We start from the raw sequence: 13,094 nt of genomic DNA, 5'->3' as shown, positions 1-13,094 counted from the left end.
GGTCCGCCCCGCGGGGCGGACCCTGCGCTCCGTCGGCCCTCCGGCGGACCTTCGCTTCCCACCCGTTCCCGCACCCCGAGGAGTGATCATGGCCGTCTCCGGCCTCTCCGCGACCCGGTACCGTTCCCGTCCGGCCCCGGCGCGGCTGCCCCTGGTCTGTCTCTACCTGGCCGTCGGAGCGACGGGCGTGTCGCTGGGCAGCTGGCCGCTGAAGCTGGCCGCACTCGCCCTGGTGGCCACCGCCGTCTGCCGGATCGCCCTCTCCGGGCAGGGCTCCCGGATGCGGGGGAGCCGGGACGGGACCGCCCCGCAGCGCGACGGGGGCCGGACATGATGCTGGACTCGCGGTCCTACCGCCACCCGCCCACCGGCACGCTGAACCCGCCGACCGAGGAGCAACCCGTCCCGCAGGCGGAGCAGTTGACCGTCCAACCCGCCCCGCGGGCGGAGCGGTTGACCATCGCGCCGGAACGCGCCGGCGCCGTCCACGACACCGCACAGGCACCGGCGCGGGCACCACGGCGCAGGCCGGGCGGGACCCGGCCGGGGCGGATCCGTCTCGGCCTCACCATGCTGGGCCCGGCCATGGTGGTCTCGGTCGCCTACATGGACCCCGGGAACTTCGCCACCAACATGAGCGCGGGCAGCCGCTACGGGCCGCTGCTGCTCTGGGTGATCGTCCTGTCCAACCTGGTCGCCGTCTTCGTGCAGTACCTCGCGTGCAAGGTGGGCGTCGCCACCGGCCGCGACCTGCCCGAGCTGTGCCGGGAGCACACCCCCCGGGTGGTCAACTACGGGTTGTGGGCACAGGCCGAGCTGGTGGCGATGGCCACCGACCTCGCCGAGTTCGTGGGCGGGGCGGTGGCCCTGCACCTGCTGTTCGGACTGCCGCTGCTGCCCGCGGCCGTCGTCGTCGGCCTCCTCTCCCTGCTGCTGCTCGCCTTCGCCCCCGAAGGCCGCCGCAGGTTCGAGGTGGTCACCGCCCTGCTCCTGCTGGTGCTGGTTCTCGGCTTCGTCTACCAGTCGGTGCGGGCCGGTTCGTGGAACGGCGCGGCGTCCGGGCTGCGGCCCCGGCTGGAGGGATCACGCAGCCTGATGCTGGCCACCGGCATCATCGGTGCCACGGTCATGCCACACGTGATCTATCTCCACTCCTCCCTGGGGAAGCTGCCCGCCCGTACCCCGCCGGCGGCCAGGCGCCGGGCCCTGCGCGACCACCGGACCTCCCTCGTCGCGGCGCTGGGTGTGGCCGGCCTGGTCAACGCCAGCATGCTCACCCTGGCCGCCACCACCCTGCACGGCGCGAGGAGCGCGGGCGACGGCCTCGACGCGTTCCACGAGGGTCTGGGCCGGGCCCTCGGACCGGGCGCCGCGCTCGCCTTCGCGGTGGCCCTGCTGGCGTCCGGTCTGGCGTCGGCCGGGGTGGGCACCTTCGCCGGGCAGGTCATCATGCGCGGATTCCTGCGCCGCCGGATGCCGCTGACGACCCGTCGGCTGCTGACGATGACCCCGCCGCTGGCGCTGCTCGCCACCGGGCTCGATCCCACCACGGCCCTGGTGATCAGTCAGATCGTGCTCTCCTTCGGCATCCCGTTCGTGCTCGCGCCCCTGCTGTGGTTCACGGCCAGGCGCTCCCTCATGGGCGCGATGGTCAACCGGGGTGTGACGACCCTGTGCGCCTCGGTGATCTGCGCCACGGTCAGCGCCCTGAACATCGTCCTGGTGGTCCGGGCCGTGAGCGGCTGACTCCCTTGTGCGGCAAGCCGGTTGACGACACCGGCCGGGCCGCGCGCGGTGGCCGGGACGGCGGGCGTTACGGCCCGGTCCCCGTCACCGCCGTGTGTCGTGGGCCGTATACATGCGGGGACGGGGGTGACAAACGCCCTGCGCGGGGCACTCGCGGATCTGCCGGAGAACCGGCACACCGTCGAGGGGGGAGCCGGGATGCGACTGAAGGCGGCGATCGCCCTGGAGGCAGCCGCGCCGGGGCTGGCCACCGGGCGGCTGGTGGTCGTGGAGCTGACCGGCGAGGTGTACGACGAGGCGTGCGCGGTCCTGGAGGCGGCGCTGGCCGCCCCCGGCCGGGCCGATCTGATCGTCGACATGTCCCGGGTGGCCCTCGTCTCGGCGGCGGCCGCCGCCGTGACGGTGCGGTTCGCCGATCTCTGCCGTGCCCAGGGTCGGACCCTGCGCCTCGCCGGCTGCTCACCGGCCGTGCTGCGCGCCCTGCGCCGCGCGGAGTCCGGCGCGTCGGAGCTGGAGTGCCTGCCCTCCGTCCGTGCCGCGTTCGGCGAGGTCCAGGACACCGCGCCGAAGGCGGCCGTGCCGGGCGGAGGCGCCCTGCACTCCGCCGTCGCGGCGGTGGCAGCGGGGGAGCGGGGAGAGGACGCGCGCCGCGCGCTGCTGAGCCAGCCGCTCATCGCGATGGCGCAGGGAATGCTCTGCGAACGCTACGGCCTGCCCGAACCCGCCGACGGGATGGGCCTGTTGACCGCAGCCGCCCGGCGCTACCACCTCAAGCCGCGCTGGCTGGCCGCCGCCGTCACGCGTACCCCCCGCCCGCCGCGCGGTAGTGCGGTGTGGTTCCCCGGCCGCCGCCGCGCCGCGCCCCCGCCCGTCACGTTCGCCCGGGGACAGGACGGCGCCGCCCTCTCACAGGCCGAGTTCCTGGACGCGCTGCGCGACGCCGCCTGCGAGGTGGCGGCCACCGACAAGGGGGACGTGCACCTGGTCGATCCCGGCAGCGGGGCGCTGTGGCTGGAGTCGCAACGCGGGTTCCCGGCCGGGCTGTGGGACCGCTTCGGCGTCGTCGACGGCGGCGGCACCGCGTGCGCGCTCGCCGCCCGGGCCGGGGAGCGGGTGGTGGTCGACGACGTCGCCACCGACCCGGTCCACGAGGACGACGTCCGCCGGGTGCTCCTGGCGGGCGGCAGCCGTTCGCTGCAGAGCACCCCCGTGCCCGGCGGCGGGCACGGGCGGCCGTACGCGGTCTTCTCCACCCACCATCCGCGTCCGCACCGCACCTGGACGCCGGCCGAACTCGCGGCGCTGGACGAGATCGCCGCCCAGGCCGGCTCCTGGCTGTCCTGGTACCGGCGCACCCGGCTGCCCGACGCCCTCGAACACCTCCACCAGCTGGGGCGGGCGCGGGAGCCCCTGCCGTGCGGCGCCGACGTCCGCAAGGTGAACGTGTAGCCGTTCCGCTCCCGGGCACTCATGCCGTGCGGGCCGCCGCGTCCTCGATGACGAGCAGGCGTTCTTCGGCGGCCCGACCAGTTCCGGGCGGTGTTGTGCCGTGCGGGTACGGTTCCCCGGTGATCCGGTTTCGACCGCTCCATCCGGGTACTACCGGAACCCATGACGCCAACACTGCTGAACGTCCCCTCGACGTTCGTGATGTCCGCGGTCCGCCAGGTCTCCGAGGGGGACCTGGCGGCGGCGCGCGCGCAGATGGGCTTCTCGCTCGCCTGGCACATCGTCGTGGCCTGCCTCGGTGTCGGGCTGCCCGCCCTCACCCTGCTCGCCGAGTGGTACGGCATCCGCACCGGAGACCCGGCCCACCGGCTGCTGGCCCGGCGGTGGGCCCGTGCCATGGGTGTGCTGTTCGCGGTGGGCGCGGTCTCGGGCACCATCCTCAGTTTCGAGATGGGACTGCTCTGGCCGGGCCTGATGGGCCGGTTCGGCCAGGTGATAGGACTGCCCTTCGCGCTGGAGGGCATCGCCTTCTTCGTGGAGGCGATCTTCCTGGGCATCTATCTCTACGCCTGGGACCGGCTGTCGCCCCGCCGCCATCTGCTGACCGGCCTCCCGATCGTGATCGCGGGCACCGCCTCCGCGTTCTTCGTCGTCTGCGCCAACGCCTGGATGAACCAACCGCGCGGCTTCACCCTGCGCCACGGCAAGGTGGTCGCCGTGGACCCCTGGGCGGCGATGCTCAATCCCGCCAGCCCGCCGGAGACCGTGCACATGATCCTGGCCGCCTTCATGGTCGCTTCCTTCCTCACCGCAGCCGTCTACGCGGTGGCCATGCTGCGGGGCCGCCGCGACACCTACCACCGGGCCGGGTTCTTCATCCCGTTCAGCCTGGGCGCGCTCGTGACACCGTTCCAGCTCTTCGTGGGGGACTGGGCGGCCCGCTTCCTGGCCTACTACCAGCCGACCAAACTCGCCGGCATCGAGGGTGTCTACCGCACCGGTTCGCACGTCCCGCTGACGATCGGCGGCATCGCGGGGAGCGACGGGCTCAAGTACGGCCTGGAGATCCCCGACGGTCTTTCCCTGCTGGTGGGGTACAGCCCCGGCACCGTCGTCAAAGGGCTCGACCGGGTGCCCGCCGCCCAACGGCCGCCGGTCACCGGGGTGCACTGGGCCTTCGACCTGATGGTCGGCATCGGCTTCTTCCTGCTGGCCATGGGCGTCTGGCTGCTCGGCCTGTGGTGGCGCCGCCGTACCGGTGGTGAACTCCCCCTGCCCCGCCTGTTCCTGATGCTGGCGGCGGTCGGCGGACCGGCCGCGGTGGTGGCGCTCGAATGCGGCTGGACGGTGACCGAGCTGGGCCGCCAGCCCTGGATCGTGTGGGGCGTGATGAGCGTCCGCGACGCCGTCAATCCCGCCCCCGGCCTGATGACCGGCCTGTGGCTGGTCCTGCTCGTCTACGCCGCCATGACCGTCGCGACCGTCTACGTCCTGCGCCGCCTGGCCCGGGGCACCCCCGTGCCGCGGGCGCCGCAGGAGGAGGACGTCACCACCTACCGGGTGGTGTGAACTCCCACCGTCCGCTCTACGACCTTTGGAGGCGACCGTGCTCGCGGACGCTGCGCTCGCCGTCATGTGGGTGGGCCTGACCTGTTACGCCCTGTTCGGAGGCGCCGACTTCGGCGCCGGTGTCTGGGACCTGCTGGCCGGCGGTGCCGAACGCGGCCGTGCCCGCCGGGCGCTCATCGAGCACAGCATCGGACCGATCTGGGAGGCCAACCACGTCTGGCTGATCTTTGTCGTCGTGCTGCTGTGGTCGGCGTTCTCCCCGGTCTTCGCGGCGGTGATGTCCACCCTGTACATCCCGCTGACGCTCGCCGCGCTGGGCATCATCGCCCGGGGCGCGGCCTTCGCCTTCCGCAAGGCAAGCACCGAACTGTGGCAGCAGCGCCTGTTCGGCGCGTGCTTCGCGGTCTCCTCCCTGCTCACCCCGTTCTTCCTCGGCACGGTGGCTGGCGGCGTCGCCTCCGGGCGCGTCCCGCCGGGGCTGGCCACGGGTGACGTCCTCACCAGCTGGCTCAACCCGACCTCGCTGCTCGGCGGGGTGCTGGCCGTGCTCACCTGCGCCCACCTGGCCGCCGTGTACCTGTGTGCCGACGCGCACCGCGAGGGCCGCCGGGAGCTGGCCGAGGCCTTCACCCGGGACGCCGTGATCAGCGGACTGGTGGCCGGAGCCGTCGCCCTGGCGGGTATCGCGGTCCTGCACGCGGACGCCTCCGAGCTGTTCCACGGACTGACCCATCGCGCGCTGCCCCTGGTCGTCGTCAGCGCCGTGGCCGGGGTCACCGGCCTGGTCCTGCTCGCGCGGCACCGCTTCGTCGCCGCCCGGGCCGCCGCGGCCGTGGCGGTCGCCGCCATCCTGTGGGCCTGGGGCGCCGCCCAGTACCCGGCCCTGCTGGTGGGCAGCACCACGGTCTCCCAGGCCGCGGCGAACACCTCCGTCCTCTCCGCGGTCCTGTGGGTCCTCGGGGTGGGCGCGCTCCTGCTGGTCCCTTCCCTGTGGCTGCTTTACGCGACCTTCCAGCGCGGTACGTCGGACGAGCACTCGGCGTCGCACTGACCCGGCGGTCCGGCCGGACGGGAGGCGACGCCGGGCCGGCCGGTGTCCGCCACGCCCCCCGACGGCCATTGATCGAAGCGCCAACTCGTGGATGTGGAAGCAAAGTCGGAGGCATCCAGGCCGAGGGGTGTTTGCCGAGGCGACCGACAACCCTGCCAGCCGGTCCCGGACGGGAGTGTAAATCTAACGGCAGATCCGACGATCATGGGAGAGACGTCAAGTGACTGACACCGCCGTGGAGTTGGAGACCGTGGAGCCTGTCGAGAAGGACTTGTCCGGGCCGCCCGTGCCCGTGTCGGACGAGCAGTTGGTGGCGATGCTGGTGGAGCGGGCCCGGTCGGAGGGACTGCAACTGACCTGGCAGGGCGGGCTGCTGCAGCAGCTGACAGTGATGATGTAGCCCGCGGCACCGCTTGGAGGTCTGACCCGGCAGCTGACCGGCACTTGGGTTGTCCTTGCTTGGAATTGTCGATCTCCCAGGCGGTGTCGCTGCGCGCGGCCGGTCGGGCGTCTGTGACTTCATAGGAGCCCGGCCAAAGGTCCCATCACTGTCTTGTCCGTCTGCCCGACCGGCGCGCGTACCGCCCCTCACGTGTCGTACGGAAGGACAGCAGACACCAGCATGGCAGCGGATGAAATAGCCGTCATCGGCGGGATCGACACCCACACCGACACCCACCAGGCCGCGATCATCGACACGATCGGCCGCCACCTGGCCACGGAGCCGTTCCCCACCAGCCCTGCTGGCTACCAGCAGTTGCTGGACTGGCTGCGCTCGCACGGCGAAGTCTTGGCCGTCGGGGTCGAGGGGACCGGCGCCTACGGAGCCGAGCTGGCCCGGTTCCTGTCGGCACACGGCATCACCGTCGTGGAGGTCGACCGGCCCGACCGCAAGGCCCCGAGGGACAACGGCAAGTCCGACCCCGTTGATGCCTACGCCGCAGCAACCGCCGTGCTCTCGGGCCGCGCCAAGGGGACGCCGAAGGCACGCAACGGCATTGCGGAGGCCATCCGCGCCTTGCGGGTAGCCCGCAGCTCGGCCATCAAGGCCCGCACTCAGACCGTCAACCAGATCCGCACCCTGATCATCACCGCCCCTGCCAAAGTGCGCGAGCAGTTCCGGGGATTGCCCACGACGGAGCTGATCGACTGCCTGGCCCGCTCCCGCCCTGCCGGCGATCTGGCGGATCCGGCCTGTGCCGTCAGGACAGCTCTGCGGCGTCTCGCCCGCCGATACCGGGCACTCAGCCAGGAGATCGACGATGCGGACGCTGAGCTGAAGCCCCTGGTGACGAGGGCCGCACCGCAGCTGGTCGCCCTGCCGGGTGTCGGTCCCGAAACCGCCGGGCCTGGCCTCCTGGATCGGGGTCTGCCCCGGCCAGAACGAGTCCGCCGGAGTCAGCAAGTCCGGACGCACCCGGCCCGGCAACGCCAACCTCAAGCGCCTGCTCGGCGTCGCCGCCATGGTCGCGATCAGGAACAAGGATTCCTACCTCGGAGTCTTCTTCCGCCGTCTCGCAGCCAGACGCGGCGGCAAACGCGCACTCGTCGACGTGATGCACAAACTCGTGATCGCCATCTGGCACGTCCTGCACGACCACGAGCCCTACCGAGATCTCGGAGCTGACCACTTCACCCGCCGCGACCCCGAACGCGCCATGCGCCGCATGCTCAAGGAAGCCAACAGCCTCGGCCTGACCATCCGCTTCGACCCCATCCCAGCCTGACGGCTCAACCACGAGTCATTTTCGTGTCAGACCCTCACTGGGACCGGATCGTCGCCGCATGGGCCGACGGTGACGATCAGGGGCTCGACGACGCGTGGGTCGACCAGCTCGCCGACCTCGGCTCCCAGTGGGGCCAGTACGAGTACGTCACCAACATCGGCTTCGCCGCTTGACCTCGTGCTGATGCTCAACACCTCGTCAGTGTCCCAGCCACCCGGACGTGACCCCGTGACCAGCAACTACACAAAAATCAGAGGACTCTGAAAAACGCCTTGTCCGCAAAACCGTCAAAAATGCATCGACGGATTCCATTTTTGACTCATTCCTTGCGAATTCCAGGCTGCCAGAACCCTGGTTGCGGCGGAATCGGCGCAGTACTGTCCGTATCCCAAGGAGGGGACCACATAGGGGGATTCATGTCTTTTCCGACCGACGAAACCCAGGACCCTCGCGAACAGGAATTGATCAAGGGTCATTCCATTATGGCGAAAGAAGCGCTCCGCTCTCTGACCGCCAGGACCCTGGAAATCGCCCAGAAAGCCGACCCGGAGAACGTGCCCGAGCAGGTCAGAGATTCTCTCGCGGCGAAGGAGCTGTCCGAGTATCCCGTCTCGATAGCGATAGGCGGGGCCTTCGTGGTCACTCTTGACGCCAATTTCACGAACTTGCCCTATACCTTCCACGGAGTCTCCGGAGGTATCGCCCTGGGCGGCGGCATCACCTGGGGAACCGCATGGTTCAACTACCCGATCGAGCGCATCATCGGGTGGGATGCGCGATTTTGGGCGAGTTTCGCGACGGCTGTGACGTCGATCACCTACTGGGGCATGAGCGGTGAAGTCATCGGCTCGATGATCGCCGGCGGACTCAACATCGGCGGCGGCGGCGTGGGCGGCCAGGGAACTTTCCGCACGCGATAGCCGACAGCGATCCGCCACACGACCCGGGCGGCCTCGGCGTACGGCATCCCCGTCACCGCGGCCGCCCTCGCGGCTACGGCGCAGCATCCGCAGGCCGCTGGCCCTCCTCGGCATCAGCTGACCTGCACCGAACCATGATTAGCCTCGGGCTTTCGCGAGGTGGAGTGTCCGAGGCTTGATCAAATAAGCGGAGAGTGCTCCTGACCTGCAACGATGGGACTTGTCTAGGGTCCTGTTGGCTGCAGGGAAAGAAGCACTCTCCAGGTGAAGGTGCGACACGAGGTCGCGTGTGTTGAGTGGGCTCTTTTGGAGAGGGGGTCGGCGATAGCGTCGGCGACAGAGTAGCCCCGGGTCAGTGTCCGATGACCTGCCCCCACCCGGACATGCGTCGCTGGTAACGGCGGGGTGTGAAGCTCCGGGGAAAAGCCCAAGTGCCCTCGTTCCACCCGAGGGCAACAGGCAAGGGGAAGACCGGACGGGTGAACAACCGTGAACCCTCGATGACGTCTCGTGAGAAGAAAGCCCCGCCGGTGGGAAGCGACAGCGGGGTGCAGGGCAAGCCGCTGGAACGCGGCAGGCGCCGGGCGGATGCTTCACGCCGCCCGGGAGGACACCGCCGCCCCGGGATATAGAGGGCACCCAGCCCGGTCGCAGCTCAGGCACGCGGAACGTGGAAACCCCGACGGAAGCCGCCCGTCCATACCGGACGGGCGGTGGGCTGACCGTGAGGAAGGCTGATGTTTCCGGCGGGTAAGGACGGCTCAAGAAGCGAAGGCCGGCATGCCGAAAGGCCGGAGGAAACCAAGGCAGTTACGGGCGGTGGACTCTCCGCCGCCGCTTTGGCCAACTCGCCGGATACGGACCGATGTCCGAGTCCGAAAGGACGCTGACGTGAGCCGGGTGAGCCTGTGAGGAGGGACGATGACAGCAGCGACAGCACCGAAGGACAAGTTGGACGCCCCGGCCCCGGCCGGGGCGAACGGACCGGAGGGCGGCCTCGTGGACTGGCCCAGCATCGACTGGGACCAGGCGGAGAAAGACGTACGCCGTCTGCGTCAACGCATCTTCACGGCATCGAAGGAAGGGGACCTGGCGAAGGTCAGGAACCTGCAGAAGTTGATGCTCCGGAGCCTGAGCAACACGCTGGTCAGCGTGCGGCGGGTCACGGAGATCAACGCCGGACGCAAGACGGCGGGGATCGACAATCAGGTCGTACTCACCGCCTCGGGCAAGTCGGAACTGGTGCGCTTCATCCAGCAGCGCGGCAGCAACTGGCAGGCCCACGCGGTCCGGCGGGTGTTCATCCCGAAGGCGGGAGGACGCAAGCGGCGCCCGCTCGGCATCCCCGTCATCGTCGACCGGGCTCATCAAGCTCGTGTCTCGGCGGCGCTGGAACCTGAGTGGGAGGCCCGGTTCGAGGCGAGGTCGTACGGCTTCCGTCCGGGCCGGGGCTGCCATGACGCGATCGGGGTCATCTTCAATACGCTCAGCGGCAAGAACCCGCAGCGCGTGTGGATCCTGGACGCGGACCTGGCGGCGGCATTCGACCGCATCGATCACGACCAGCTTCTGGCCGGGCTCGGCGCTTTCCCCGCTCGGGGATTGGTCCGGCAATGGCTGAAGGCCGGGGTCGTGGAACGCGGGAGGTTCACACCGACCGAGGAGGGAACTCCCCAGGGTGGCGTGATCAGCCCCGTGCTGCTGAATATCGCTCTGCATGGGATGGAGACGGCTGCGGGCGTGCGGTATCACCCTTCGGGCCGACGGGCCGGAGAGATCATGCCGAACGCTCCTGTGCTGGTCAGATACGCTGACGACCTCGTGGCGATGTGCCACAGCCGCGCTGCGGCTGAGCAGGTCAAGGCACGGCTTGCCGAGTGGCTCGCGCCCCGGGGGCTGGTCTTCAACGAGGACTAGACACAAATCGTCCACGCGGAAACCGGCTTCGACTTCCTCGGGTTCAACGTGCGCCGCTACCGCAGCGGCAAGCTGCTGATCAAGCCCAGCAAAGCCGCCGTCAAGCGGATCCGGGGCAGACTGCGGGAGGAAATCCGGGCCCTTCGTGGCGCGGAGCCCGCGGCAGTACTGCGGACGCTCAATCCGATCGTTCGCGGATGGGCGGCCTACTACCGGACGGTGGTGTCCAAAGAGGTCTTCTCCTCGCTGGACGCCTACCTGTGGCAGCTCACCTACCGGTGGGCGCTGCCCAGGCACCCGAAGAAGCCGAGGCGCTGGATCATGAGCCGGTACTTCGGCCGCTTCAATCCTGCACGTCAGGACAATTGGGTGTTCGGTGACCGCGACAGCGGCGCCTACCTGGTCCGGTTCGCCTGGACGAAAATCATCCGGCATCAACTGGTCAAGGGCGGGGCGTCCCCGGATGACCCTGCTCTGGCCGACTACTGGGCCGACCGCCGTCGCAAGGGCGCCCCGCTGCCGCTGGACCGGGCCACCATGCGTCTACTGAAGACGCAGACAGGCCGCTGCCATCGGTGCGGGCAACTGCTCCTGCACGCAGACCGGTCCCCGCAGTCCCCGAGGGAGTGGGAGCAGTGGCTCCGCACCACCCGGAAAGCGATCAAGACCCAACACATCGCTTACCAGGGGACGAAGACGCCGGATGGGGTTCAACTCCGCCTCACCCACGCCTCATGCCGTCAACGCCTATACATGGACGGCCGCGAGGAAACCCTGCACACCGGAGAGCCTTTGGGGCTTGCTTGAGCCGTATGCGCGGATGACGTGCACGTACGGTTCTGAGGGGGCCGGGGTCCAGCAATGGACTCCGGCTACCCGACAAGCGTATCGGGTCGTACCCGCATGTCCGCATCGAGGGCGGCGGCCGGGCGGTTGTCTCGCAGGCCGGGGCGTGCTGCTGGTCGAGACCGTCCGCAAGGCCGGGTTGGACACCGCGATATCAGCGGCGCTGACGCCGTGGCGGAAGGCTCGGGCGGTGCACGATCCGGGCAAGGTCCTGCTGGACGTGGCCCTGGCGGTCGCGCTGGGCGGGGACTGCCTCGCGGATGTCGCCATGCTGCGGGCCGAGCCGGCCGTGTTCGGGCCGGTGGCCTCCGACCCGACGGTCTCCCGCCTCATCGACACCCTCGCAGCCTCCGATGAGAAGGCCCTGCGGGCCATCCGTGCCGCGCGGGCTGAAGTCCGCCGGCATGTCTGGCGGTTGGCCGACCGGGAAGCGCCTGATGCGGGTGGGACGGTGACCGTGGACCTCGACGGGGTGCTGGTGATCGCGCACTCGGACAAGGAGGACGCCGCACCGACGTGGAAGCGAACCTACGGCCACCACCCGCTGATGGGGTTCGTCGACCACGGAGCGGGCGGCACGGGTGAACCGGTCGCGGCCCTGCTCAGACCAGGCAACGCGGGATCGAACACGGCCACCGACCACATCACCGCCACTCAACTGGCTTTGGCCCAGCTGCCAAAGAAGTACCGGCGCGGGCGCCGGACCCTGATCCGCACCGACTCCGCGGGCGGCACCCACGACTTCGTCGCCTGGCTCGCCCAGCGGGGACGGTGGCTGTCCTACTCGGTCGGCATGGTGAACACCGAGCAGATCCACCAACGTGTGCTGAAGGTTCCGGCATCGGCCTGGACAGCGGCCGTCGAGGCGGACGGCGAGATCCGCGACGGCGCCTGAGTCGCTGAACTCACCGGCGATGTTCTGGACGGCTGGCCCAAGGGCATGCGGCTGATCGGCAGGAAGGAACGGCCGCACCCCGGGGCCCCGTTGCGGCCAACGGTGCGGACGGCATGCGGCTGACCTGTTTCGCCACCAATACCTCGGGCCGGCCGATCGCCGAGCTTGAGCTCCGTCACCGGCTGCGGGCCCGGGCCGAGGACCGCATCCGCGCCGCCCGGGCCACCGGCCTGCGCAACCTGCCCCTGCACCGCACGGCCCAGAACCGGATCTGGCTGGAGATCGTGCAGATCGCTCTCGACCTGCTGGCCTGGATGCCGATGCTCGCCCTGACCGGCACGGCCAGGCTCTGGGAGCCCCGCCGACTACGGCTCCGTCTGTTCACCGCGGCCGGACAGCTCGTGACCACCGGCCGTCGGCGGATCCTCCGCCTGGCCCGGCACTGGCCCTGGACCGGTCACATCACCGCAGCCCTCAACCGGCTCACCCAACTACCCGACCCTGACTGACCAGCAGATTCCCCGTCCCTTCGACAGCACCCCAACACCCGGAGCAGTGGAACCCGGCGCCACCCCGAGGCGACACTCGCCTCTTCGGCCTGCACAGCCTTCTCCCACGGCACGAAAACGGTCCACCGACTACGCCGACGGACCGTCACGTAACTTCGAGGTTAGTTGGAACCTGGTCGCGAGAGTTGGAATTAGTGACTGCGCGCCTCGGAGCTTATGGGCTGGCTGTGGCTGTGTGTGGATGGGGCGGTGCGGAGGAACTGCGCAGGTCTGCCGTGGTGGCGCCAACCGCGACGACGGCGCCGAGGCATAGCAGGCCACCGCTGATGAGGGCTGCTGCTCCCGAGGTGGCGTCTGCGACGAGACCGCCTGTCGGCGTACACGTGAACGTACACAGCCGCGTACGGATGAACGTGCTCAGTTCTTGATGCGGTGAGGCCGGCGCGTCGGCATTCTGCTTCTGTG

General features: G+C 70.0%; 9 protein-coding genes and 4 pseudogenes. All 13 read left to right on the top strand.

What is annotated here, in order from left to right:
• Positions 1 to 88: 88 nt before the first annotated feature.
• Positions 89 to 334, top strand: coding sequence for a hypothetical protein (locus ACIRB1_RS45385; RefSeq protein WP_403469831.1), 246 nt, complete (start codon positions 89 to 91; stop codon positions 332 to 334).
• The gene (locus ACIRB1_RS45380; protein WP_403469830.1) at positions 331 to 1,746 is read left to right on the top strand and encodes an Nramp family divalent metal transporter; all 1,416 of its coding nucleotides are present in this window, start codon (positions 331 to 333) and stop codon (positions 1,744 to 1,746) included. The genes ACIRB1_RS45385 and ACIRB1_RS45380 overlap by 4 nt, the downstream gene beginning before the upstream one ends.
• 126 nt (positions 1,747 to 1,872) lie before the next feature.
• Positions 1,873 to 3,195, top strand: coding sequence for a GAF domain-containing protein (locus ACIRB1_RS45375; RefSeq protein WP_403469829.1), 1,323 nt, complete (start codon positions 1,873 to 1,875; stop codon positions 3,193 to 3,195).
• Between the two features lie 162 nt (positions 3,196 to 3,357).
• Positions 3,358 to 4,764 (top strand): cytochrome ubiquinol oxidase subunit I, encoded by a 1,407-nt coding sequence (locus ACIRB1_RS45370; protein WP_403469828.1) that lies wholly within the window; start codon positions 3,358 to 3,360, stop codon positions 4,762 to 4,764.
• Between the two features lie 37 nt (positions 4,765 to 4,801).
• Positions 4,802 to 5,815 (top strand): cytochrome d ubiquinol oxidase subunit II, encoded by a 1,014-nt coding sequence (locus tag ACIRB1_RS45365; RefSeq protein WP_403469827.1) that lies wholly within the window; start codon positions 4,802 to 4,804, stop codon positions 5,813 to 5,815.
• A 220-nt stretch (positions 5,816 to 6,035) separates the two neighbouring features.
• Positions 6,036 to 6,215, top strand: a complete 180-nt coding sequence (locus ACIRB1_RS45360) for a hypothetical protein (protein WP_403469826.1) — start codon at positions 6,036 to 6,038, stop codon at positions 6,213 to 6,215.
• A gap of 222 nt (positions 6,216 to 6,437) precedes the next feature.
• A pseudogene (locus tag ACIRB1_RS45355) lies at positions 6,438 to 6,839 on the top strand (transposase); the annotation flags it as partial.
• A 325-nt stretch (positions 6,840 to 7,164) separates the two neighbouring features.
• Positions 7,165 to 7,273: pseudogene (locus tag ACIRB1_RS45350) on the top strand (transposase); the annotation flags it as partial.
• Positions 7,274 to 7,580: 307 nt separating this feature from the next.
• Positions 7,581 to 7,715: pseudogene (locus tag ACIRB1_RS45345) on the top strand (transcriptional regulator); the annotation flags it as partial.
• A 243-nt stretch (positions 7,716 to 7,958) separates the two neighbouring features.
• Positions 7,959 to 8,462, top strand: coding sequence for a hypothetical protein (locus ACIRB1_RS45340; protein WP_403469825.1), 504 nt, complete (start codon positions 7,959 to 7,961; stop codon positions 8,460 to 8,462).
• A gap of 999 nt (positions 8,463 to 9,461) precedes the next feature.
• A complete protein-coding gene (locus tag ACIRB1_RS45335; protein ID WP_403469824.1) occupies positions 9,462 to 10,379 on the top strand; it encodes a reverse transcriptase domain-containing protein in 918 nt (305 codons plus the stop codon).
• Positions 10,380 to 10,427: 48 nt separating this feature from the next.
• Positions 10,428 to 11,186 (top strand): group II intron maturase-specific domain-containing protein, encoded by a 759-nt coding sequence (locus tag ACIRB1_RS45330; RefSeq protein ID WP_403469823.1) that lies wholly within the window; start codon positions 10,428 to 10,430, stop codon positions 11,184 to 11,186.
• Positions 11,187 to 11,266: 80 nt separating this feature from the next.
• Positions 11,267 to 12,629 (top strand): annotated as a pseudogene (locus ACIRB1_RS45325) (IS1380 family transposase).
• Positions 12,630 to 13,094: the final 465 nt, after the last annotated feature.

The sequence above is a fragment of the Streptomyces sp. NPDC096013 genome (assembly GCF_044763565.1).
GTDB lineage: Bacteria > Actinomycetota > Actinomycetes > Streptomycetales > Streptomycetaceae > Streptomyces.
Note: the sequence above shows the minus strand (reverse complement) of the source record. Positions and strands in the feature narration are given on the sequence as shown.

Excerpts from the sequence above, each read along its gene's own strand:
- ACIRB1_RS45385 (WP_403469831.1), top strand. The coding sequence starts at position 89 with ATGGCCGTCTCCGGCCTCTCCGCGACCCGGTACCGTTCCCGTCCGGCC.
- ACIRB1_RS45380 (WP_403469830.1), top strand. The coding sequence starts at position 331 with ATGATGCTGGACTCGCGGTCCTACCGCCACCCGCCCACCGGCACGCTG.
- ACIRB1_RS45370 (WP_403469828.1), top strand. The coding sequence starts at position 3,358 with ATGACGCCAACACTGCTGAACGTCCCCTCGACGTTCGTGATGTCCGCG.
- ACIRB1_RS45340 (WP_403469825.1), top strand. The coding sequence starts at position 7,959 with ATGTCTTTTCCGACCGACGAAACCCAGGACCCTCGCGAACAGGAATTG.